The 20819-nt window shown below is 64.6% G+C and carries 23 protein-coding genes; 7 read left to right on the top strand and 16 right to left on the bottom strand.

Features of this window, described 5'->3' with window-relative positions; all coding sequences use genetic code 11:
• Window positions 1-119: 119 nt before the first annotated feature.
• The 5 genes from ASF16_RS02020 to rpsP all read right to left on the bottom strand — a co-directional run bounded on the left by ASF16_RS02020 (window position 120) and on the right by rpsP (window position 3202).
• The gene (locus tag ASF16_RS02020; protein WP_235507223.1) at window positions 120-842 is read right to left on the bottom strand and encodes a CoA pyrophosphatase; all 723 of its coding nucleotides are present in this window, start codon (window positions 840-842) and stop codon (window positions 120-122) included.
• A 107-nt stretch (window positions 843-949) separates the two neighbouring features.
• The gene (gene rplS, locus ASF16_RS02015; protein WP_056161905.1) at window positions 950-1363 is read right to left on the bottom strand and encodes a 50S ribosomal protein L19; all 414 of its coding nucleotides are present in this window, start codon (window positions 1361-1363) and stop codon (window positions 950-952) included.
• 127 nt (window positions 1364-1490) lie between these two features.
• Window positions 1491-2249: a tRNA (guanosine(37)-N1)-methyltransferase TrmD gene (gene trmD, locus ASF16_RS02010; protein WP_056161903.1), complete on the bottom strand. Its 759-nt coding sequence runs from the start codon at window positions 2247-2249 to the stop codon at window positions 1491-1493.
• A gap of 53 nt (window positions 2250-2302) precedes the next feature.
• On the bottom strand, window positions 2303-2872 hold the full coding sequence (rimM, locus tag ASF16_RS02005; protein ID WP_056161901.1) for a ribosome maturation factor RimM: 570 nt from the start codon (window positions 2870-2872) through the stop codon (window positions 2303-2305).
• A 78-nt stretch (window positions 2873-2950) separates the two neighbouring features.
• Window positions 2951-3202: a 30S ribosomal protein S16 gene (gene rpsP / locus ASF16_RS02000; RefSeq protein WP_056161899.1), complete on the bottom strand. Its 252-nt coding sequence runs from the start codon at window positions 3200-3202 to the stop codon at window positions 2951-2953.
• A gap of 144 nt (window positions 3203-3346) precedes the next feature.
• Here rpsP and ASF16_RS01995 point away from each other — a divergent pair, with 144 nt between their 5' ends.
• Both ASF16_RS01995 and ASF16_RS01990 read left to right on the top strand, forming a co-directional pair.
• Entirely contained in the window at window positions 3347-3868 is a 522-nt protein-coding gene (locus ASF16_RS01995; protein WP_056161896.1) for a GNAT family N-acetyltransferase, read from the top strand.
• A gap of 11 nt (window positions 3869-3879) precedes the next feature.
• On the top strand, window positions 3880-4326 hold the full coding sequence (locus ASF16_RS01990; protein WP_056162576.1) for a TM2 domain-containing protein: 447 nt from the start codon (window positions 3880-3882) through the stop codon (window positions 4324-4326).
• A gap of 147 nt (window positions 4327-4473) precedes the next feature.
• On the opposite strand, the gene ASF16_RS01985 is transcribed toward ASF16_RS01990, so the two are convergent.
• Window positions 4474-5484, bottom strand: a complete 1011-nt coding sequence (locus ASF16_RS01985) for an inorganic phosphate transporter (RefSeq protein ID WP_056161894.1) — start codon at window positions 5482-5484, stop codon at window positions 4474-4476.
• A gap of 18 nt (window positions 5485-5502) precedes the next feature.
• Window positions 5503-6150 carry a DUF47 domain-containing protein gene (locus ASF16_RS01980; RefSeq protein WP_056161892.1) on the bottom strand — a complete coding sequence of 216 codons (648 nt, stop codon included), beginning with the start codon at window positions 6148-6150 and terminating at the stop codon, window positions 5503-5505.
• A gap of 448 nt (window positions 6151-6598) precedes the next feature.
• Here ASF16_RS01980 and ASF16_RS01975 point away from each other — a divergent pair, with 448 nt between their 5' ends.
• Window positions 6599-7246 (top strand): porin family protein, encoded by a 648-nt coding sequence (locus ASF16_RS01975; RefSeq protein ID WP_056161891.1) that lies wholly within the window; start codon window positions 6599-6601, stop codon window positions 7244-7246.
• A gap of 198 nt (window positions 7247-7444) precedes the next feature.
• On the opposite strand, the gene ASF16_RS01970 is transcribed toward ASF16_RS01975, so the two are convergent.
• From ASF16_RS01970 to ASF16_RS01950, 5 genes are all read right to left on the bottom strand, one after another.
• Window positions 7445-8173: an ABC transporter ATP-binding protein gene (locus tag ASF16_RS01970; protein WP_056161888.1), complete on the bottom strand. Its 729-nt coding sequence runs from the start codon at window positions 8171-8173 to the stop codon at window positions 7445-7447.
• Window positions 8174-8190: 17 nt separating this feature from the next.
• On the bottom strand, window positions 8191-8973 hold the full coding sequence (locus tag ASF16_RS01965; RefSeq protein ID WP_056161885.1) for an ABC transporter ATP-binding protein: 783 nt from the start codon (window positions 8971-8973) through the stop codon (window positions 8191-8193).
• Window positions 8974-8998: 25 nt separating this feature from the next.
• Window positions 8999-10075 (bottom strand): ABC transporter ATP-binding protein, encoded by a 1077-nt coding sequence (locus tag ASF16_RS01960; protein WP_056162573.1) that lies wholly within the window; start codon window positions 10073-10075, stop codon window positions 8999-9001.
• Between the two features lie 13 nt (window positions 10076-10088).
• Window positions 10089-11018 (bottom strand): branched-chain amino acid ABC transporter permease, encoded by a 930-nt coding sequence (locus tag ASF16_RS01955; protein WP_056161884.1) that lies wholly within the window; start codon window positions 11016-11018, stop codon window positions 10089-10091.
• Between the two features lie 313 nt (window positions 11019-11331).
• The gene (locus ASF16_RS01950) at window positions 11332-12663 is read right to left on the bottom strand and encodes a replication-associated recombination protein A (RefSeq protein WP_156371839.1); all 1332 of its coding nucleotides are present in this window, start codon (window positions 12661-12663) and stop codon (window positions 11332-11334) included.
• Between the two features lie 216 nt (window positions 12664-12879).
• Between ASF16_RS01950 and ASF16_RS01945 the strand changes: the two genes are divergently transcribed.
• Window positions 12880-13239: a DUF1304 domain-containing protein gene (locus ASF16_RS01945; protein WP_056161880.1), complete on the top strand. Its 360-nt coding sequence runs from the start codon at window positions 12880-12882 to the stop codon at window positions 13237-13239.
• A gap of 131 nt (window positions 13240-13370) precedes the next feature.
• On the opposite strand, the gene lolA is transcribed toward ASF16_RS01945, so the two are convergent.
• The 3 genes from lolA to ASF16_RS01930 form a co-directional block, all read right to left on the bottom strand.
• Complete coding sequence (gene lolA / locus ASF16_RS01940; RefSeq protein ID WP_056161878.1) at window positions 13371-14003, bottom strand: outer membrane lipoprotein chaperone LolA; 633 nt, start codon at window positions 14001-14003, stop codon at window positions 13371-13373.
• Between the two features lie 47 nt (window positions 14004-14050).
• A complete protein-coding gene (locus tag ASF16_RS01935) occupies window positions 14051-16390 on the bottom strand; it encodes a DNA translocase FtsK (RefSeq protein ID WP_056161876.1) in 2340 nt (779 codons plus the stop codon).
• A 74-nt stretch (window positions 16391-16464) separates the two neighbouring features.
• Window positions 16465-17142, bottom strand: coding sequence for a Crp/Fnr family transcriptional regulator (locus ASF16_RS01930; RefSeq protein WP_056161875.1), 678 nt, complete (start codon window positions 17140-17142; stop codon window positions 16465-16467).
• A 190-nt stretch (window positions 17143-17332) separates the two neighbouring features.
• On the opposite strand from ASF16_RS01930, the gene trxB reads away from it, so the two are divergent.
• From trxB to rpmG, 3 genes are all read left to right on the top strand, one after another.
• Complete coding sequence (gene trxB / locus ASF16_RS01925; RefSeq protein ID WP_056161873.1) at window positions 17333-18286, top strand: thioredoxin-disulfide reductase; 954 nt, start codon at window positions 17333-17335, stop codon at window positions 18284-18286.
• 264 nt (window positions 18287-18550) lie between these two features.
• Window positions 18551-18784: a 50S ribosomal protein L28 gene (gene rpmB, locus ASF16_RS01920; RefSeq protein ID WP_056161871.1), complete on the top strand. Its 234-nt coding sequence runs from the start codon at window positions 18551-18553 to the stop codon at window positions 18782-18784.
• Window positions 18785-18795: 11 nt separating this feature from the next.
• On the top strand, window positions 18796-18966 hold the full coding sequence (rpmG, locus tag ASF16_RS01915; RefSeq protein WP_007859760.1) for a 50S ribosomal protein L33: 171 nt from the start codon (window positions 18796-18798) through the stop codon (window positions 18964-18966).
• A gap of 122 nt (window positions 18967-19088) precedes the next feature.
• On the opposite strand, the gene ASF16_RS01910 is transcribed toward rpmG, so the two are convergent.
• A complete protein-coding gene (locus ASF16_RS01910) occupies window positions 19089-20594 on the bottom strand; it encodes a PLP-dependent aminotransferase family protein (RefSeq protein ID WP_056161869.1) in 1506 nt (501 codons plus the stop codon).
• Window positions 20595-20819: the final 225 nt, after the last annotated feature.

The raw sequence follows: 20819 nt of genomic DNA, 5'->3' as shown, positions 1-20819 counted from the left end.
AGCTTGCGAAACGGACGCAGCCTCAGCCAATGCAGCGCCACACACAGCCCAAGGCACTGCGTCACAGCACCGAGGCGGCCCCTCCTGGCGACATCGCCAAGCGAATCAGGGGTGAGGCTTCACTCTGCCCGCATGAAGCGGTAGAAGTTGCGCAGCATGCCCGCCGTGGCGCCCCAGATGTGGTGGGTCTTGCGGCCGTCGTCAAAGGGCATGGAAAACCATTCCCGGTGCACGCCATCGCTGTCGAACACGTGGCGCCGGTGGTTGGCGGGGTCGAGCAGAAAAGCCAGCGGCACTTCGAACAAATCAGCCACCTCGTACGGGTTGGGCTGGAGCACGCAGTCCGGCCGCACCAGGGCCACCACGGGCGTGATGATGAACGAAGAGCCGGTGACGTACGTGGGCAGCGCGCCCAGCACTTCGACGAACTCGCGGGCCAGCCCCACCTCTTCCTGCGCCTCGCGCAGCGCGGTGTCGGCCGGTGTGGCGTCTCCAGGGTCGGCACGCCCGCCTGGAAAGGCCACCTGCCCCGAATGCGTGGACAAGTGGGCGGTCCGCTCGGTCAAGAGCACCATGGGCTGCTCGCGCAGCATGATCGCCAGCAGCACCGAGGCGTGGGCGGGCTCCCGGTTCATGAACTTCTTCTCCAGCACCACCTCGGGCTCCCACTGCGGCGGGCTCGCAAAGCGTGCACGCAGCGCCTCGGGTGTCTGGTCCTTCAGTGGCACGGCGGGCAGGTGCGTGTCCACGCCCACGACCGGCACCAGGCGCGGGTCGAAATCGGGCAGGCTGGACAGCGGCACGATGACCGACGAGACAGCAGGAGGTGGCGAGGAGTTCACGATGAATGACTGGAAGGATGGGGAGCGCGCGGTCCTGAAAGCAAAAAGCCGCTACAGGCAGACGCTGTAGCGGCTTGTCAGGACTGGGCCTTGCCCGATGGGTCCGATCAGGCGGCGGTAGCAGCAGTTGCTGCGGCGGCTGCAGCAACAGCAGCCTTGTTGACGCGCTGTGGCAGCTTTTCCTTGATACGTGCCGACTTGCCGCTGCGGTCACGCAGGTAGTACAGCTTGGCACGGCGCACGTCACCGCGGCGCTTGACTTCGATACCGGCGATCAGCGGGCTGTAGGTCTGGAACGTACGCTCCACGCCTTCGCCGCTGGAGATCTTGCGCACGGTGAAACCGCTGTTCAGGCCGCGATTGCGCTTGGCAATCACCACGCCTTCGTAAGCCTGCACGCGCTTGCGGGTACCTTCCACCACATTCACGCTCACGATGATGGTGTCACCAGGGGCGAATTCGGGGATGGTCTTGTTCAAGCGGGCGATTTCTTCCGCTTCCAGTGTCTGGATCAGGTTCATGTGAGTTTCCTTGGGATCTTGTCCGCGCCAAAAATGGCTGCGTCGGGATTGACGTCTCAGTGTTTCAAAGGGGAGTCCCTGTCGAAACGGCCGGCCAGAGGATCGAAAAGCCTTTGATTATAGCAAGTCAAGCCAGCTTGGCCAATACCGCCTCGTCGGCGGGCGCCAAGCGCCCTGCTTTTCGGGCGGCGTCGATGAGATCGGGCCGGTGGCGGGCGGTGATGGACAGGCGCTGGTCGCGCCGCCAGCGCTCGATCTGCGCGTGGTGGCCGGACATCAATGCGGGCGGCACCGGCTGTCCCGCCCACTCTTCGGGGCGCGTGTAGTGCGGGCAGTCGAGCAGGCCATCAAGCGCCGGGTTGAAGCTGTCGAGCTGGTGGCTGCCCTCGTCGTTGAGCACGCCCGGCTGCAGGCGCGCCACGGCATCGAGCAGCGCCATGGCAGCGATCTCGCCGCCAGAGAGCACAAAGTCGCCCAGGCTCATCTGCACATCGACGTGCGTGTCGATGAAGCGCTGGTCGATGCCCTCATACCGCCCACACAGCAGAACAGCCCCAGCGCTGGCAGACCAGCGCTCCACAGCACCGTGGTTCAGTGGCTCGCCGATAGGCGAAAACAACACCACCGGCGCCTGCGTGTCCGCAGCCTCGCCCCGGTCCGCACGGATGGCGGCCAGGCACCGCGCCAGCGGCTCGGCCAGCATGACCATGCCCGGGCCACCGCCGAACGGGCGGTCGTCCACCCTGCGGTAGTTGCCCTCGGCATGGTCGCGCGGGTTCCACAAGCGCACATCCACCAGTCCGCCGGTGTACGCGCGGCGCGTCACGCCGCTGGCCAGGAGCGGCGCGAACAGCTCGGGAAACAGGGTGATAACGTCAAAGCGCATGGGTGCGGGGCGCTGCAATGCGACGGTGAGCGAACGAAGCGGCGCCGGACTTCTTAATAGTCAGGCTGCCAGTCGACGGTGATGCGCTTTTCGGGCAGATCCACCTTGTCGACATAGGCCGAGACAAACGGAATCATGCGCTCTTGGGCCTTGCCGTCCTGCTCGTAGGCCAGCACCAGCACGGTCTGCGGCCCTGTGGCCATGAGTTCGCGCACTTCGCCCAGCACCACGCCCTCGCGGTTGACCACGGCCAGGCCGATCAAATCGACCCAGTAATACTCGTCCGTCGTGGTGGACGGAAAGCTCGAGCGCGGCACAAAAATGCGCGCACCGCGCAGCGCTTCGGCTGCGTCGCGGTCATCGATGCCTTCGGCCCAGGCCACCACCGTGTCGGAATGGTCCTTGGCCTGGCGGATGGACAGCAGCACGGTGCCGGCAAATGCCTTGGCTCCGCGTTCGGACGGCTGCAAGTACCAGCGCTTGGCAGAGAACAGCGCCTCGGGGCTGCTGCTGTGCGACAGCACCTTGAACCAGCCCTTCACGCCCCAGGCATCGGTGATGCGTCCCACCTCGACGGCGTCGGTGGGAAGCTCTGTGGGTTCGAGGGTGAGGTTGGCAGCCATGGCGGTGATTGATTCCAGAATAGGAAAAGGGCGGGTTCCGTTCGGCATGCCGACGGAACCCGCCCTTTTCAGGGAGCTTTAAGCAGCCTTCTTGGCGGCTTGCTTGATCAGGCGGTCCACGGTAGGCGAGGACTGGGCGCCCACACCTTGCCAGTACGTCAGACGGTCTTGCACGATGCGCAGGCCTTCTTCGGTTTCCTTGGCAGTGGGGTTGTAGAACCCGATGCGCTCGATGAAGCGGCCGTCACGGCGCACGCGCTTGTCAGCAACGACGATATTGAAGAAAGGACGGCCTTTGGAGCCGCCGCGGGAGAGTCGAATGACGACCATGATTTATCCTTCGGGTGGTGAACTTCCGGCATTTGCCGCAAGCCACTGTGTTCGCAACCATATTCGCAACGCTTGAGACACGCGACATGGCCACCCGGCCAGCGACACGCTGCAAAGCCCGCGATTATATCCACTTCTTCCCAAATGCCCACCATTCGTCCCAGCGCTGACAGCGACCTGCCTGCGATCACCGCCATTTACCGACACCACGTACTCCACGGAACCGGCACTTTCGAGATCGACCCTCCCTCCGAAGCCGACATGGCAGGCCGCCGCGCCGACGTGCTGGCCAAGGGGCTGCCCTGGCTGGTGGCTGAAAAAGACGGACAGGTGTTGGGCTTTGCCTACGCCAACTGGTTCAAGCCCCGCCCTGCCTACCGGTTCTCGGCAGAAGACTCGATCTACATCGCCGAAGACGCCCGCGGCATGGGCCTGGGCCGCACGCTGCTCGGTGAATTGGCCACCCAGGCAGAAGCTGCCGGCGTGCGCAAGCTGCTGGCCGTGATCGGCGATTCGGCCAACGCAGGCTCTATCGGCGTGCACCGCGCGCTGGGCTTTACCGACGTAGGCGTCATGCGTTCGGTGGGGTGGAAGTTCGGCGCCTGGCGCGACATCGTGCTCATGGAAAAATCCCTGGGTGCGGGCGACAGTACCTCGCCGGAATGACAATGGCCCGCATGAAAAACAAGACCCTGGCAGCATGGTTCGCCTTCCTCGGCGGGCCGCTGGGCCTGCACCGCTTTTACCTGCACGGCCTGGGGGACCTCATCGGCTGGCTGCTGCCCATCCCCACGGCCCTGGGCATCTACGGCATCCAGCGCGTGCAGCAGATGGGACAGGACGACCACACGAGCTGGATGCTGATCCCGCTGCTGGGCTTCACCATTGCGGGCTGCGCGCTGCAAGCCATCCTGTTTGCGCTGAAGACGCCCGAGGCCTGGAACGCACGCTACAACCCTGCTGCCGCACACGATGCGCCAGCGGGCCAGACACAGTGGATCACCATCGGCGCCATCGTGGTTGCGCTGATGGTGGGCACGGCCGTGCTGATGGCCAGCCTGGCGTTCAGCTTTCAGCGGTACTTCGAATACCAGATCGAGGAAGCCCGCAAGATATCTCAGTGACTGGAGCAGCGTCAGACACAGGAGTCGGAGCGCATTGCGCGCAGGCACCAAGCCAAACGCCCCGCGGGACTTGCATCCCGCGGGGCGTTTGCGCTCAATCAGCCTTGTTTTTTGCTACTGATTCAGTAGCGCAGCACCTCAAACCGATCAGAAGATCTGCAGGCTGATCCAGTACGCCACGGCCGCCACGAAGGCACTGGCCGGAATGGTGAGCACCCAGGCCCAGATGATGTTGCCCGCCACGCCCCAGCGCACGGCGCTGGCGCGCTGCGTGGAGCCCACGCCCACGATCGCACCCGTGATGGTGTGCGTGGTAGACACCGGAATGCCCAGCGTGGTCGCCACAAACAGCGTGATCGCCCCGCCCGTCTCGGCGCAGAAGCCGCCCACGGGCTTGAGCTTGGTGATCTTCTGACCCATGGTCTTGACGATGCGCCAGCCACCGAACATGGTGCCCAGGCCGATGGCCACGTAGCAGCTGATGATGGTCCAGGTGGGTGGCGCGGCATCGCTGGCCGATGAGTACCCGGTGGCGATCAGCAGCAGCCAGATGATGCCGATGGTCTTTTGCGCATCGTTGCCGCCGTGGCCCAGGCTGTATGCGCCGGCAGACACCAGCTGCAGCCGGCGGAACCACTTGTCCACCTTGCTGGGCCGCGCGCGCCGGAAGATCCAGGCCACGGCCACCATCATGAGCGAGCCCAGCGCGAAGCCCAGCAGCGGCGACACGAAGATAAACGCCACGGTCTTCAGGATGCCCGCCGAAATGAGCGCGCCAGCCCCTGCCTTGGCGATCACCGCGCCCACGATGCCGCCGATCAGTGCATGCGAGGAGCTGCTGGGGATGCCGTAGTACCAGGTGATCACGTTCCAGGTGATGGCGCCCACCAGCGCGCCGAACACCACGTGCGTGTCGACCACGCCGGGCTGGACGATGCCCTTGCCCACGGTGGCCGCCACGCTCAGGTGGAAGATGAAGATCGCGACGAAGTTGAAGAACGCCGCGAACAGCACCGCCTGCGCGGGCTTGAGCACGCCCGTGGAGACCACGGTGGCGATCGAATTGGCAGCGTCGTGGAACCCGTTCATGAAGTCGAACAGGATCGCCAGCGCCACGAGCAGAACCACAACCCAGAGGGCCGTCTGTACGGTTTCCATGCTGGTCAGCCTGCGGGGTCAGGAGTTCTCGAGGACGATGCCCTCGATGCAGTTGGCCACGTCTTCGCACTTGTCGGTGATGGTCTCCAAGAGCTCGTAGATGGCCTTGAGCTTGATCACCTCGCGCACATCGGGCTCCTCACGGAACAGCTTGCTCATGGCGCTGCGCATCACGCGGTCGGCGTCGGATTCGAGCTTGTCGATCTCTTCGCAGGTCTTGAGCGCGGCTTCGGCCACGGCAGGGTCGGCGATCTTTTCCAGCAGCTTGACGGCGTCGCGCACACGCTCGCAGCACTTGAGGCTCAGGTCGGTCAGGCGCGTGATCTCTTCCGTCATGTGGCGCACGTCGTACAGCGCCATGGTCTCGGCGGAGTCCTGGATCAGGTCGGCCACGTCGTCCATCGTGTTGATGAGCGTGTGGATCTGCTCACGGTCGATGGGGGTGATGAAAGTCTTGTGGATGGACTTGTTCACCTCGTGTGTCACCCGGTCGGCGGCGCGCTCGGCGTTGTCCACGTCCTGGTTGTACTTGTCGCGCAGGTGCGGGTCGTTGTAGTTGGCCACCAGCTGCGAAAACGCCCGGGCCGCCTCGACGATCCGGTCCGCATGCTGGTTGAACATCTCGAAAAAATTGCCTTCGCGTGGCAACAGCTTGGCAAACAGCATGGGAACTCCTGCAGGGGGATCGGTTTTTTGAAAGAGACAAAGTCATGACAGTGGCATGGCTTTTTGATGACTCCGGGAGTTTAACCGCCCGCCCTCTTTCAACCCCTGCGTTGCAGGCGCGCGTCAGCCGCACCTGCCTGCACCCTGGCGAGACCAAGTCGGCGCCCGAGGGGCCGAGGACGAAACCCCGCTGGCACCGTCAGATATTCAAGCCAGAAAGAGCTCTATCGCGCCACCCATCAACGCCGGCAGCTATTGAATTCATAGCACCTGGATTGCGATGTTCTCAGCGTTGTACGGACGGTCGGCATGCTCCTACAACGGTGCGCCACACGTTCCCACAACCTGAGGCCGACAGCGCAGTAGATTGAACTTTCGCCCCCAAGCGGACGGCCACTGCGGTGCAGCGGGCGTTCATCACCCACGATTTTCAGCAAGGACACCCCTCATGCGCACTTTCTTTTCTCGCCAGGTTCCGCTGGCGCTGGCCCTTGCCGCCTGCACCATGCTGAGCGCGCAGGCACAGACCAGCTCGCCGTCGTCATCAACCTCCACATCCAGTGCATCTGGCTGGGGTTCCGGCCGCGGCTCGGTGCTGCCCTATACCCAGGACGGCTACATCGGCATCAACGGAGGCCGATCGAACTACAGCCTGAGCAACGGCCCCGCAGGCTTTGGTCTGAGCCAGGATGATTCGGGCAATGCCTACAAGATCTACGCTGGCGGCTTCTTTCACCGCAACGCCGGTGTGGAGTTGGGGTACCTGAACGCCGGCACCGCGCACCGCCTGGGCGGCGACACCAAGGCCCATGGCTTTAACCTGAGCCTGGTCGGCCGCGCTCCGCTGGGCGAGCAGTTCGACGTGTTCGGCAAAATCGGTACGACCTATGGTCGCACGCGCACCTCGGGCCTGGCAGCCACCGGCGTTGCGCTGGGCAAGGAAGACGGGTTCGGCCTGTCGTACGGCCTGGGCGCGCGCTGGGCTTTCACGCCGCAGTGGGCGGCCGTGGTGGAGTGGGAGCGCCACAAGTTCAAGTTCTCGGATGGCGACGACTCGGTGAACCTGACCACCGTGGGCGTGCAGTATCGCTTCTGACGCCCGTAGTTCTGAGGGACCCGCCGCCACAGGCATAGCCACAAGTACCGGCCCCGGTACGGGCGCCTGTACACCGGCACCGCCCTGCAAAACAAAAAGCGCAGCCCGAGAGCTGCGCTTTTTGTTGGTTTCTGCAGCCCCGAGGGCGCGCCGCCTGCGCGTACGCTCCTGGAGTACCGTACCAGGCTGGACCGCCTATTACTCGCCCAGGTAGGCGGCACGCACCTTGGGGTCGTTCAACAGGGCCTGGCCCGGGCCGGTCATGGTGATCAGGCCCGATTCCATGACATAGCCGCGGTCGGCAATCGCCAGCGCCCGGCTGGCGTTCTGCTCCACCAGCACGATGGTCACGCCCAGCGCGTACACGTCACGCACCACTTCGAAGATCTTGTCCACCATGATGGGCGACAACCCCATGGAGGGCTCGTCCAGCAGTAGCACCTTGGGCTGACTCATCAGCGCGCGGCCCATGGCCAGCATCTGCTGTTCGCCGCCCGACATGGTGCCGGCCAACTGGTCCTTGCGCTCGCGCAGGCGCGGGAAGATGGTGAACATCTTCTCGATGTCGGCGAGGATGCCCGCCTTGTCCCTGCGGATGTAGGCACCCATCTGCAAGTTCTCGGTGATGGTCATGCGTGCGAACACGCCACGGCCTTCCGGCACCATCACCAAGCCCTCCTTGACCAGGTCCCAGGCACCCTTGCCCTTGATGCTGTTGCCCAGGTACTCGATGTCGCCATCGTTCATGCCCAGGGTGCCGGTGATGGCCTTCATGGTGGTGGTCTTGCCGGCGCCGTTGGAGCCGATGAGCGACACCAGTTCGCCCTCACGCACTTCGAAGTCCACGCCCTTGACGGCCTGGATACCGCCGTAGGCCACCTTCAGGCCCTTGACCTGCAATAAAACTTTGTTGGATTTTTCGGCCATTTGTTGTGTCCTGTCCTTCAGTGCCCGCCGGTGCCCAGATAGGCCTCGATCACTTTTTCGTTCTTCTGCACTTCGGCAGGGTTGCCTTCGGCAATCTGCTTGCCGTAGTCGAGCACCGTCACACGGTCGCACAAGCCCATCACCAGCTTCACATCGTGTTCGATGAGCAAGATGGTGCGGTTGTCGTTGCGAATGCGGTCGATCAGCTCGCGCAGCTGCACCTTCTCGGTGGCGTTCATACCAGCGGCGGGCTCGTCCAGCGCGATGAGCTGCGGGTCGGTGGCCAGGGCGCGGGCGATCTCCAGGCGGCGCTGGTCGCCGTAGCTCAGGGTGCGCGCCTTGTAGTCGGCGAACTTGCCGATGCCCACATAGTCGAGCAGCTCCTGCGCGCGCTTCTTGATGGCGGCCTCTTCGTCCTTGAAGCCCTTGGTACGGAACACCGCACCGATCAGGCCGGACTTGGTGCGGATGTGGCGGCCCACCATCACGTTCTCGAGCGCCGTCATTTCAGCGAACAGGCGGATGTTCTGGAAGGTGCGGGCGATACCCGCCTTGGCCACTTCGTGCACGGCGGTGGGCTCATAGGGCTTGCCTGCCAGCTCGAAGGTACCTGCGTCGGGCGTGTATAGCCCCGTGATCACGTTGAAGAACGTGGTCTTGCCAGCGCCGTTCGGGCCGATCAGGCCGTACACCTGGCCACGCTTGATGGTGATGCCCACGTCCGACAAGGCCTGCAGGCCGCCGAAGCGCTTGGAAATACCGGCGACCTTCAGCACCACTTCATTGGATTTCTCTGTCATTGCTAACTTTCGGTGGTGTTCGGCTTCAGGTCTTCTGCGTCAGGCTCTTGCCGTGCTCAGGCGAAGGCCACAGGCCGCGGGGGCGCAGCAGCATGATGATGATCATGGCCAGCGCGATCAGCAGCTGGCGCAGGATGGCCGAGTCCAGGCGGCCGTCGGTCATGGCCTGCAGCGGGCCGGCGACGTAGCGCAGCACTTCTGGCAGGGCCGACAGCAGCACGGCACCCAGGATCACGCCGGGGATGTGGCCGATACCGCCCAGAACCACCATGGCGACGATCATGACCGACTCCATCAGGCTGAACGATTCTGGCGAGACGAAGCCCTGGAAGGCGCCGAACATCGCACCCGACACGCCACCGAACGATGCACCCATGGCAAACGCCAAGAGCTTCATGTTGCGGGTGTTGATGCCCATGGCCTTGGCAGCAATTTCATCTTCGCGGATGGCCATCCAGGCACGGCCGACGCGCGAGTCCTGCAGGCGATAGCAGATGATCACCGAGATCACCACCAGAATCAGGAACAGGTAGTAGTACAGCGTGACGGAATTGATGTCGAAGCCGAACAGCTCCAGCCGCTTGCCCAGGTCCAGCCCGAAGATCTTGACCGAGTCGATCTGGCCCAGGCCCTTGGGGCCGTTGGTCAGGTTGACGGGGTGGTCCAGGTTGTTCAGGAAGATGCGGACGATTTCACCGAAGCCCAGGGTCACGATGGCCAGGTAGTCCCCGCGCAGCTTGAGCGTTGGCGCCCCCAATAAGGCCCCGAAAAACGCCGCCAATATCGCCGCCGCCGGTATCACCAGCCACAGCGAGGTGTGCAGCCCGTTGGGGAACATGGCAGCGAACGCCGCGAAGGTGTCGGCCAGGTGCGGCGACGCCATCAGTGCGAACAGATAGGCACCCACGGCGTAGAACGCCACGTAGCCCAGGTCGAGCAGGCCGGCGTAGCCGACCACGATGTTCAGGCCCAGGGCCAGCATCACGTACAGCAGGGCCAGGTCGGCGATGCGCACCCAGGCGTTGCCGAAGAATTGGAGGATCAGCGGCAGCACCAGCAGCGCGATCGCGCCGATGATCCAGTTGGCTTTGGTGTTCTTCATGGTGTGGTGCTCCTCAGGCTCGGTCCGCCACACGCTCACCCAGCAGGCCCGAAGGGCGCAGCGTCAGGATGATGATGAGCACGATGAACGCAAAGATGTCGGTGTAGTGGCTGCCCAGCAGGCCGCCCGTGAGGGTGCCGATGTAGCCCGAGCCGATGGCTTCGATGAGGCCCAGCAAGATGCCGCCCACCACCGCGCCGGCCAGATTGCCGATGCCGCCGAACACAGCTGCCGTGAAGGCCTTGAGCCCTGGCAGGAAGCCCATCGTGTGCTGCGCCGTGCCGTAGTTGGACGCATACATGATGCCGGCGATGGCCGCCAAAATGGCGCCGATGATGAAGGTGGCCGAGATCACCATGTCGGGCTTGACGCCCATCAGCGAAGCCACGCGCGGGTTTTCTGCGGTGGCGCGCATCGCGCGGCCCAGGTTGGTGTGGTTGACCAGGTAGACCAGCGAGGCCAGGGCCACGGCCGTCACGCCCAGGATCAGGATCTGCGTGGGCGTGATGAACGCGCCACCGATCTGGAACGGCGTGCTGGGCAGCAGCGTGGGATAGGGCTTGTAGTTGGGCTTCCAGATGATCATCGCCAGCGTCTGCAGCAGGATGGACATGCCGATGGCAGTGATCAGGGGGGCTAGGCGCGGGCTGCTGCGCAGCGGCCGGTAGGCGACTTTTTCGATCGTGAAGTTCAGGGCGGCAGCCACCACGCAAGCAATGATGGTGGCCAGGAGCAGGATGACCCAGCCAGGGGCGCCGGGCATCGCGCCCTGCATCATTCCTATACAGCTCCAGCTGGTCAGTGCACCGATCATCAGCACTTCGCCGTGGGCGAAATTGATCAGTTGAATAATGCCGTACACCATCGTGTAGCCCAAGGCTATCAAGGCGTACATGCTGCCGAGAACCAGACCGTTGATGATCTGTTGCAGCAAAATGTCCATAAGAGAAGTCCTTCGTTTGTGACGTACCCACCGCTTTGGCACCGGAATCGGTACAGCCTTGTGGGCCCGACTGCCATCTAGCAAAAAACCCGCCAGAAATGCAGCTGTGCGGGTTTGTGGACGGGATTGTAGCGAGTAGTCACAAGCGGCCCCCACCAAGCCGGGCGGGGTTTTCCCTCGGGTTTGGGCCCCATCAGCGCGGAACGCGATTCATAAGCCTGGATGATGCAAGCAGGAATATTGATGTGCAAACTTATTACCGGCACGATGCAAAATCAGCATAACCCGGCATAAAGTGCCGTGCTGCACTGCATCAGGCGTCGTCGTCCATCCCGCCCGAGGTATCGGCCGATGCATTGCGGTCGCGCAGCGCACGCAGTTTCTGTGCAATCTTGATTTCCAGCCCCCGCTCCACCGGCTGGTAGAAACCGGGCTCGGGCATGCCTTCGGGCAGGTAGTTTTCGCCCGCGGCAAAGCCGCCCTCCTCATCGTGCGCGTAGCGGTAGCCCTTGCCGTAGTCGAGCTCTTTCATGAGCTTGGTCGGTGCATTGCGCAGGTGCATGGGCACCGGGCGGGTGCCATCCTTCTTCACCCAGGCGCGGGCGGCGTTGTAGGCCTTGTAGACCGCGTTGGACTTGGGCGCCACGGCCAGGTACACCACGCACTCGGCCAGCGCCAGCTCGCCCTCGGGCGTGCCCAGGCGTTCGTAGACCTCGGTGGCATCGAGCGCCAGGCGCAGCGCACGCGGGTCGGCCAGGCCGATGTCCTCGCTGGCCATGCGCACCAACCGGCGGGCCATGTAGCGCGGGTCGGCGCCGCCATCGAGCATGCGCACCAGCCAGTACAGCGCCGCGTCGGGGTCGGAGCCGCGTACAGATTTGTGCAGCGCGCTGATGGTGTCGTAGAACTGCTCGCCGCCCTTGTCGTAGCGGCGCATGCGCTCGCCCAGCACCTTGAGCAGCCAGGCGTCGGTGATCTCGGCCAGCTTCTCTTGCGTGGCGGCCATGGCCAGCGTCTCCAGCGTATTGAGCAGCCGGCGCGCGTCGCCATCGGCGTAGGCCACCAGGCGGTCGATTGCTACGTTTTCGATAGCTGGTAGCGCTTGCTCTGCCTGCGCCAGGTCCACGATTTGCTTCAAATCGTCTTCGGACAGGGGCTGCAGCACATACACGGCGGCGCGCGACAGCAGCGCGGAGTTGACCTCGAACGACGGGTTCTCGGTGGTGGCGCCGATGAAAGTGAACAGGCCGGACTCGACGTGCGGCAAAAAGGCATCCTGCTGGCTCTTGTTGAAGCGGTGCACCTCATCGACGAATACGATGGTGCGCTGCTGCATCAGCCCGTCGCGCGCCACCTCGGCCCGCTCCACCGCCTCGCGGATGTCCTTGACCCCGCCCAGCACGGCGCTGATGCTGATGAACTGCGCATCGAAGGCATCGGCCATCAGCCGCGCAATCGTGGTCTTGCCCACACCCGGCGGGCCCCACAGAATGCAGCTGTGCGGCCGGCCGGACTCGAACGCCAGGCGCAGCGGCATGCCCGGGCCCAGCACGTGCTGCTGGCCAATGACATCGCCCAGGGTGCGTGGGCGCAGGCGTTCGGCCAGGGGCTGGTGCATGGGGGACGAAGAGGTCGCGACGGTCATGCTCCGATTCCAACACATCCCACCCTGCCCATTCGTCAGAGCGGGCATGCGCGGCACGTCGGCTTCAGCCTGACCGGCCGGCCGCCACAACAGCACCTGGCAAGCGGCTGTGCCAGGGGCCCCCGGAGTTCAACGACCCAAGGTGACAGACACTGCGCGGCAGCAGCGTCTAGTATCTGGGCCTCGGTCCACACCCCTATTCGGAGCCTGTCCACCATGTCCCTTGCCGCCAATATCGTCGTCGGTCTGATCGGCGTCCTGCACGTCTACATCCTCGTGCTCGAGATGTTCCTGTGGGACAAACCCGCTGGCCGCAAGGCGTTCGGGCAGTCGCGCGAACAGGCCGCAGCCACCAAGGTGCTGGCGGCCAACCAGGGCCTGTACAACGGCTTTCTGGCGGCGGGGCTGTTCTGGGGCCTGTACCTGGGCGACGCCGCCGGGCTGGGCGTGAAGGTGTTCTTCCTGCTGTGCGTGCTGGTCGCCGGGCTGTACGGCGCAGCCACCGCCAGCCGCAAGATTTTGTTCATCCAGTCGGTGCCTGCAGCCATCGGCCTGGCTCTGCTGCTGTTGGCCTGACCGGTCCGCCGGGCCCGCGGGTTCGGCATCGGCAAGCACTAACTCACTCAAATCCTGCCAAAAACAGGCGCTACCGCTTTGCCGATGCGCCCCAGCAGCTACCATTTCGGTAGCACCCAGGGCGCAAAGAGTTATTGCTTCACCACATCCGCCCCGGCGGGTGGCTTGAACTGGAAGTTGCCCGCTGGCAGGGCCGCATTGGCCTGCATGCCGTTGAAGCGGATCAGCGAACGCTGGCCGAAGCTGTCCAGAATGTCGAGCGCCGCCAATTGCTCGCTGGCAAAGCCCACGCGCACGCTCTTGAGCTGGCCGTCCTTGGACTTGGGGGTGGCCAGCACCCACTGCAGGCCGTCCTGGTCCGGGGCGTTCTCCAGCGTGAACTCGGCCTTGAGGGCCGACAGGTCCGGTGCCGACGCCAGCAGCGCAGCAGGCGTGGTGCCCAGTGCCTGGGCCTGCGCACGCTGGGTGACCTGGTTCAGGTCCACGTCGTACAGCCACAGGGTCTGGCCGTCGGCCACGATGGTCTGCTCGAAAGGCTTCTTGTAGACGAACTTGAAGCGGCCAGGCCGCTGAAACTCGAAGCTGCCGGTCGACGTCTTGGTGCGCGCGGTCTGCCCGTCCTTGGGAGGCGACGTGACCACCTGGCTGAAGTCTGCGCGGCCCGTCTGCGTACCCTTCATGAAGGATTCAAGGCTTTTCAGGCCGTCAGCGCTGGCTGCGCTTGCGGCAGCAGCTATCAAAATTGCAGTGGCGATCTTTTTCAACAGTAACTCCTGGGAGGTGCAGGCCCGCTTTGCGCCGGGCCGGTCATTCATTCGCTGCGGTTGGGAACCAGCACTTCGCGCTGGCCGCTGGCGGTGAGGCCACTGACCAGACCGGCTTTTTCCATGTCTTCCAGCAGCCGCGCCGAGCGGTTGTAGCCAATGCGCAGCTTGCGCTGCACGTACGAGATGCTCGCCTTGCGGTCCTTGAGCACCACTTCGACGGCCTGGTCGTACATGGGGTCTTTCTCGCCCCCATCGCCGCTGCCGCCCTCCCCTGACAGATCACCTTCACCGTCCACAGTTCCGCCTTCGAGCACGCCGTCGATGTAGTCCGGCTCCCCTTGCTGCTTGAGGTAGCTGACGACACGGTGTACTTCTTCGTCCGACACGAAGGCGCCGTGCACCCGGATCGGCAGGCCCGTGCCGCTGGCCATGTAAAGCATGTCGCCCATGCCCAGCAGGGCTTCGGCACCCATCTGGTCGAGGATGGTGCGGCTGTCGATCTTGGAGCCCACCGAGAACGCGATGCGGGTGGGGATGTTGGCCTTGATCAGGCCGGTAATCACATCCACGCTGGGGCGCTGAGTGGCCAGGATGAGATGGATGCCCGCCGCGCGCGCCTTTTGCGCCAGCCGGGCGATCAGCTCTTCGATCTTCTTGCCCACCACCATCATCAGGTCGGCCAGCTCGTCGATGATGACCACGATGTGCGGCAGGCGCTGCAGTGGCTCGGGCTCTTCGGGCGTCAGGCTGAAGGGGTTGTAGATGAACTCCTCGCGCGCCTTGGCCTCGTCGATCTTGACGTTGTAGCCCGCCAGGTTGCGCACCCCCAGCTTGGACATCAGCTTGTAGCGCCGCTCCATCTCGGCCACGCACCAGTTCAGGCCGTGCGCCGCCTGCTTCATGTCGGTGACCACAGGTGCCAGCAGGTGCGGGATGCCTTCGTAGACCGACATTTCCAGCATCTTGGGGTCGATCATCAACAGGCGCACATCGCGCGCCTCGGCCTTGTACAGCAGCGACAGGATCATCGCGTTGATACCCACCGACTTGCCCGAGCCGGTGGTACCGGCCACCAGCACGTGTGGCATCTTGGCGAGGTCTGCCACCACCGGGTTGCCCACGATGTCCTTGCCCAGGCCCATGGTGAGCATGCTCTTGGCCTCGTGGTAGACCTGCGAGCCCAGGATCTCGGACAGGCGGATCGACTGGCGTTTGGCGTTGGGCAGCTCCAGCGCCATGAAATTCTTGCCGGGGATGGTCTCCACCACGCGGATGGACACCAGGCTGAGCGAGCGCGCCAGATCCTTGGCCAGGCCCACGATCTGCGAGCCCTTCACGCCCGTAGCGGGCTCGATCTCGTAGCGCGTGATCACCGGGCCAGGCATGGCCGCCACCACACGCACCTCCACGCCAAAGTCCTTGAGCTTTTTCTCGATGAGCCGGCTGGTCATCTCCAGCGTCTCGGGCGCCACGGTTTCCTGGCGCTGCTGCGGGCCGTCGAGCAAGTCCACCAGCGGCAGCTTGCTGTCGGGCATCTCGGTGAACAGGGGCTTTTGGCGCTCTTTCACCACCCGGGTGCTTTGCGGCACATCCACCAGGATGGGCTCGATGATCTGGATGGGCTCGGGGTGGTGCACCTCGCTCTCGGTGCGCTCTTCCAGCACCACCACGGCACGCTCGCGCGCGGCCTTGCGCCCCACCGCCACATCCTTGGCGACTTCCCGCTTGGCCAGGCGCGACTGCACCAAGGTGTCGATGCGCGACCCCAGCACCTCGGCCACGTGTCCCCACGAGAAGCGAAACACCAGCGCAGCCCCCAGCACCGCCAGCACGATCGACAGCAGGGCCGAGCCGGTGTAGCCCAGCCACTTCACGCTGGCAGGCCCGGTGACATAGCCCAGCACCCCGCCGGCATGCCCGCCCGGCAGCAGTGCTTCGAAGCGATACAGCCGCGACCACTCCAGCGCGGTGCTGGCGCACAGCAGCACCACCAGCCCCACCCAGAACAGCGCTCGGCGCTGCATCGGGGTCGCGGCACCCGGCACCTGTTCGCCACCACGCATCCAGCGCGCCAGCGACGAAAGCCAGGCGCGCACGCCCGCCGCCACGCACCACCATACGGAGAAGCCCAGCGCAAAGTAGCTGCCATCGGCCAGCCAGGCGCCAAAACGCCCCGCCCAGTTGGCCACCATGCGGACATCCCGTGCGCCGGAATTGGAAAAAGCCGCGTCCTGCGCGGAGTAGCTCACCAGCGCCAGCAGCCAGAAAACCAGGGCCAGCAGGCCCAGCATCAGGCCGATCTCATGGCCGAAACGGGCGGCACCCGTGCGGGGCGGCGACTTGGCCGCGGACGATGCGTTCAGGGTATTGAGGGAATAGGTCATATGCGTGCCGAGCGAGCTTACCCCAAGCACTGGCGGCAACTCCTGACCGGCGCCAGTCGACAGTGTCGGCGCTGTCAGCCCAGCGCGTTCAGCCGGTCCTTGAGCAGCGTCGCGCCGCTGGGCAGCGCCTCGATGAAGCCGCGTTCTTCCAGGTCTTTCATCACGCGGCTGACCATCTCGCGGGAGGCGCCCACCATCTTGGCCAGGTCCTGGCGGGAGATCTTGTCCTTGATGATCAACTGGCCCTGCGCATCGGGCACGGCGAAGTCGAGCAGTGCGTGCGCCACGCGGCCGTACACGTCCAGCAGGGCCAGCGATTCGATCTTGCGGTCGGCATGGCGCAGGCGCTTGACCAGGCCGCGCATCACTACCAGCGACATCGAGGCGTTCTCGGTCAGGCAGCGCGCAAACTCGGTGCGGCCGAGCATCAGCACGTCGGTCTGCACCTCGGCGCGCACAGTGGCGGAGTGCGGCTCGTTGTCGATGATGCTCATCTCGCCCAGGTAGTCGCCCGGCGACAGGGTGGCCAGGATCACCTCGCGGCCCCGGCTGTCGGACGTCATGACCCGGGCGCGCCCAGTGAGCAAAATGAACAGCGCGTCGGACTTTTGCCCTTGCTCGACCAGTGGCTCGCCGCGCTTGAAGCGGCGCTTGATCACCGCGCCGCTGATCACCTCGGCCTGCGTCACGGTGAGCAGCGAGAACAGGGGCACCCGGCGCAACAGGTCCAGGTTGGACAACATCGTCGACATGGAAACATCCTCTCTCTCTTGGTGAGCGGCTCCACCGGCGCCGCAACGGGTTATCAATCGGTTCTTACAATCGCCGTGATTGAAATTGGAGCGGCTTGCGGAGACCCCGAGCGGTTGATACTTGGCGCCCAAACCCCCAGCTTTCCCCAACAGTGCCCCATGTCGCGGGCGCAAAACACAGGCTTTTACCATGTCCACCACCCAACACGCGAAAGTTCTGATTCTCGGCTCCGGCCCTGCGGGCTACACGGCGGCCGTCTATGCAGCACGCGCCAATCTGAATCCCGTGCTCATCACCGGCATGGCCCAGGGCGGCCAGCTGATGACCACGACCGAGGTGGACAACTGGCCTGCCGACGTGCACGGCGTGCAGGGCCCCGAGCTGATGCAGCGCTTTCTGGAGCACGCAGAGCGCTTCAAGACCCAAGTGATCTTTGATCACATCAACAAGGTCGATTTCAGCCAGCGGCCCTTCACGCTCACCGGCGACAGCGGCACCTACACCTGCGACGCGCTGATCCTGGCCACGGGCGCATCGGCCAAGTACCTGGGCCTGCCTTCGGAAGAGGCCTTCATGGGCAAGGGCGTGTCCGGCTGCGCCACCTGCGACGGCTTCTTCTACCGCGAGCAGGACGTCTGCGTGGTGGGCGGCGGCAACACGGCGGTGGAAGAAGCGCTGTACCTGTCGAACATCGCCCGCAAGGTCACGTTGGTGCATCGCCGCGACAAGTTCAAGGCCGAGCCCATCCTGGTGGACAAGCTCAATGACAAGGTGGCGGCTGGCAAGATCGAGCTCAAGCTGTTCAACACGCTCGACGAAGTGCTGGGCGACCACACCGGCGTGACCGGCATCCGCATCAAGAGCACCAAGGACGGCAGTACGGAAGACATCCAGCTGCAGGGCTGCTTCATCGCCATCGGCCATGCGCCCAATACCGAGATCTTCCAGGGCCAGCTGCAGATGGAAAACGGCTACATCATCACCCAGGGCGGCCTCAAGGGTTTTGCCACGCAGACCAGCGTGCCGGGCGTGTTTGCCGCAGGCGACGTGCAGGACCATGTGTACCGCCAGGCCATCACCAGCGCCGGCACGGGCTGCATGGCTGCGCTGGACGCCCAGCGCTTCCTCGAACAGGAAAGTTGATCGCTTTAGCGCCCCAGGCTTGGGCGCTGCGCGGGCCGCTCCCCGCCATGCATTTGTGCGCCTCGGGGCAGCCAGGCGACAAAAAGCGGGCTTCAGGCTATAATCCGTGGCTTTGCTGAATTCGGCTACGCCTTTGCGCGGGAGTTCGGGCAGCAAAATCGGGTTACCGCCACCCTTCTGGCGAGGTGAGGCCGCCAGCGAGCCCTCGGCAAACATTGCCCAGGGCGCCCGCAAACGGCCGTTAAAAAGTATCGGAGTGTCCTCATGGCACGCGTCTGCGAAGTAACGGGCAAGAAGCCCATGACGGGGAACAATGTTTCCCACGCCAACAACAAAACCAAGCGCCGGTTCCTGCCGAACCTGCAATACCGCCGTTTCTGGGTCGAGACCGAAAACCGCTGGGTTCGCCTGCGCGTTTCGAGCGCTGCCCTGCGTTTGATCGACAAGAACGGTATCGACTCGGTGCTCGCAGACCTGCGCGCACGTGGTCAAGCCTAAGGAGAAGCACCATGGCAAGCAAAGGCGGACGCGACAAGATCAAGCTGGAATCCACTGCGGGTACCGGTCACTTCTACACCACGACCAAGAACAAGAAGACGATGCCCGAGAAGATGCTGATCATGAAATTTGATCCCAAAGCTCGCAAGCACGTCGAGTACAAGGAAATCAAGCTGAAGTAATTCGGCTGGATTCCTTCAAAAAACCGCCCTTTTCAGGGCGGTTTTTTTATTGCCGCTCGCCGGCTGCAACATGCGGGCTGGTGGTGGACCCTGCCCCCTCGCCTCGCCTTGCTGCTGGCCGCTTATGCCGCCCTGCGCGCAGCAGGCTGCTCGGCCAGCTGCGCAGCCATCAAGGCGCCCAGCGTGCGGTAGCCCGCTTCCACCTGCGCCGTGAAGGGCATGCCGCAGCTCAGCCGCAGAAAATGCTCGTACCGCCCGGTATTGGAGAACATGGGGCCGGGCGCGACGCGAATGCCGTTTTGCAGCGCATCGTCATACAGGCGCGTGGAGGATATGCCCGCTGGCAGCTCCAGCCACAGGCTCAACCCGCCGGGCGGCAGGCTCAGGCGCGTGCCCGCCGGGAAGTAGCGGGCCACGGCCCGGGCGGCCTGCTCGCGCTGGATGCGCAACTGCGCCCGCATGCGGCGCATGTGCCGCTCGTACGCCGGCGAGTCCACGCTGCGTGCGGCCAGCAGCTGCGACCAGGTCTGCATGTTGCGCGTGCGGGCGAACTTGATCATCTGCACGCGGGCCTGCCAGCGCCCCGCGCTCATCCAACCCTGGCGCAGCCCGGGCGCAAAGCTCTTGCTGAGCGACGCGCAATAGATCACCTGCCCTGCATCGCCCTGCCGGTCCCAGGCCTTGGCGGGCCGCAGCACGTGCGGCGACTCCACGAACTCCCGGTAGATGTCGTCCTCGATGAGCGCCATGCCGTACTCCACGCACAGCGCCACCAGGCGCTCCTTGTGCGCGTCGGGCATCACGCTGCCCTGCGGCATCTGCAGATGGGGCACCACCACCACGCCCTTGAGCCGCGGTTCGTTGCGCGCGGCCAGCTCCAGGGCTTCGAGCGACATGCCGGAGTGCGGGCTGCAGGGGATCTCCAGCGCGCGCAGGCCCCGCACCTCGATGGCCTGCAGGATGCCGAAGAAGGTGGGCGACTCGACAGCGATCACGTCGCCCGGCTCGGCGACGGCGTCCAGCGCCAGGTTCACCGCCTCGGAGTTGCCCAGCGTTGCGCCGATGTCGCCCGGCGCAATGCACACGCCGAAGGTGAGCGCATGCCGCGCCATGGCCTGCTGAAAGTCCGGGTGGGTGGTGGGCGCCGACGGGCCGTACACCAGGATGTCGGGTTGCTCGCGCAGCAGCGCGTGGGCCAGGCGGTTGAGCGCCGCGGAATCGAACAGGCTGGGCGCCGGCATGGCGCTGCCCAGGTCCAGCGGCAGCGGGCCCGCGCGGCGGGCTTTTTCGAGAAAGCCGGAAATGCGCTCGTTGATGCCAGCGAAAACACCCGGGTCGTGGGCCAGCGGTTCGTGCACCTCGGGCTCGCGCGCCCGGGGCAGCGCCACGTCACCCGGCTCCCGCACAAAGTAGCCCACCCGCTCGCGCGCCTCGACGCAACCCAGAGATTCGAGGTGGCGCAGCACCTGCAGCGCGGTGGACAGACTCACCTGGTGCCGCTGGCACAGCTCCCGCACCGACGGCATGCGCATGCCGGGCGTCAGGCTGCCGGCGGCGATCGCCTGTTCATACAAGGCCGCCAGCTGGCGGTAGAGCGGGGCATCCCGCGAGTCGGTGGAATGGGACATGACTGGTAAAGGGTGCTGCTGCAGAACGGTGGCGCGGGCTCGGCAGCCGTGAAGTGCATCGTGCCCCAGCGCCCGCTGCGGCAACAGATACAGGAACGCGCAGACAGGACCATAACAGCACGCCAGTAATCGCTGCTGTTCTACCTGTTCCTGCACAGCCGTGTACCTGTCGGACTGGCAACGATTTTTTTACGCTGGAGCCTCACTGCAGCCACTTCCTGAGGA

Origin of the sequence: Acidovorax sp. Leaf78 (genome assembly GCF_001422735.1) — a bacterium.
Lineage (GTDB): Bacteria > Pseudomonadota > Gammaproteobacteria > Burkholderiales > Burkholderiaceae_C > Acidovorax.
Note: the sequence above shows the minus strand (reverse complement) of the source record. Positions and strands in the feature narration are given on the sequence as shown.

Excerpts from the sequence above, each read along its gene's own strand:
- ASF16_RS01975 (WP_056161891.1), top strand. The coding sequence starts at position 6,599 with ATGCGCACTTTCTTTTCTCGCCAGGTTCCGCTGGCGCTGGCCCTTGCC.
- ASF16_RS01930 (WP_056161875.1), bottom strand. The coding sequence starts at position 17,142 with ATGTCGACGATGTTGTCCAACCTGGACCTGTTGCGCCGGGTGCCCCTG.
- ASF16_RS01955 (WP_056161884.1), bottom strand. The coding sequence starts at position 11,018 with ATGGACATTTTGCTGCAACAGATCATCAACGGTCTGGTTCTCGGCAGC.
- ASF16_RS01970 (WP_056161888.1), bottom strand. The coding sequence starts at position 8,173 with ATGGCCGAAAAATCCAACAAAGTTTTATTGCAGGTCAAGGGCCTGAAG.
- ASF16_RS01935 (WP_056161876.1), bottom strand. The coding sequence starts at position 16,390 with ATGACCTATTCCCTCAATACCCTGAACGCATCGTCCGCGGCCAAGTCG.
- ASF16_RS01990 (WP_056162576.1), top strand. The coding sequence starts at position 3,880 with ATGAAAAACAAGACCCTGGCAGCATGGTTCGCCTTCCTCGGCGGGCCG.
- ASF16_RS01910 (WP_056161869.1), bottom strand. The coding sequence starts at position 20,594 with ATGTCCCATTCCACCGACTCGCGGGATGCCCCGCTCTACCGCCAGCTG.
- trxB (WP_056161873.1), top strand. The coding sequence starts at position 17,333 with ATGTCCACCACCCAACACGCGAAAGTTCTGATTCTCGGCTCCGGCCCT.
- rpmG (WP_007859760.1), top strand. The coding sequence starts at position 18,796 with ATGGCAAGCAAAGGCGGACGCGACAAGATCAAGCTGGAATCCACTGCG.
- ASF16_RS01995 (WP_056161896.1), top strand. The coding sequence starts at position 3,347 with ATGCCCACCATTCGTCCCAGCGCTGACAGCGACCTGCCTGCGATCACC.
- ASF16_RS01945 (WP_056161880.1), top strand. The coding sequence starts at position 12,880 with ATGTCCCTTGCCGCCAATATCGTCGTCGGTCTGATCGGCGTCCTGCAC.
- ASF16_RS01950 (WP_156371839.1), bottom strand. The coding sequence starts at position 12,663 with ATGACCGTCGCGACCTCTTCGTCCCCCATGCACCAGCCCCTGGCCGAA.
- ASF16_RS01965 (WP_056161885.1), bottom strand. The coding sequence starts at position 8,973 with ATGACAGAGAAATCCAATGAAGTGGTGCTGAAGGTCGCCGGTATTTCC.
- ASF16_RS01985 (WP_056161894.1), bottom strand. The coding sequence starts at position 5,484 with ATGGAAACCGTACAGACGGCCCTCTGGGTTGTGGTTCTGCTCGTGGCG.
- trmD (WP_056161903.1), bottom strand. The coding sequence starts at position 2,249 with ATGCGCTTTGACGTTATCACCCTGTTTCCCGAGCTGTTCGCGCCGCTC.
- rpmB (WP_056161871.1), top strand. The coding sequence starts at position 18,551 with ATGGCACGCGTCTGCGAAGTAACGGGCAAGAAGCCCATGACGGGGAAC.
- rplS (WP_056161905.1), bottom strand. The coding sequence starts at position 1,363 with ATGAACCTGATCCAGACACTGGAAGCGGAAGAAATCGCCCGCTTGAAC.
- ASF16_RS01980 (WP_056161892.1), bottom strand. The coding sequence starts at position 6,150 with ATGCTGTTTGCCAAGCTGTTGCCACGCGAAGGCAATTTTTTCGAGATG.
- rimM (WP_056161901.1), bottom strand. The coding sequence starts at position 2,872 with ATGGCTGCCAACCTCACCCTCGAACCCACAGAGCTTCCCACCGACGCC.
- ASF16_RS01960 (WP_056162573.1), bottom strand. The coding sequence starts at position 10,075 with ATGAAGAACACCAAAGCCAACTGGATCATCGGCGCGATCGCGCTGCTG.
- rpsP (WP_056161899.1), bottom strand. The coding sequence starts at position 3,202 with ATGGTCGTCATTCGACTCTCCCGCGGCGGCTCCAAAGGCCGTCCTTTC.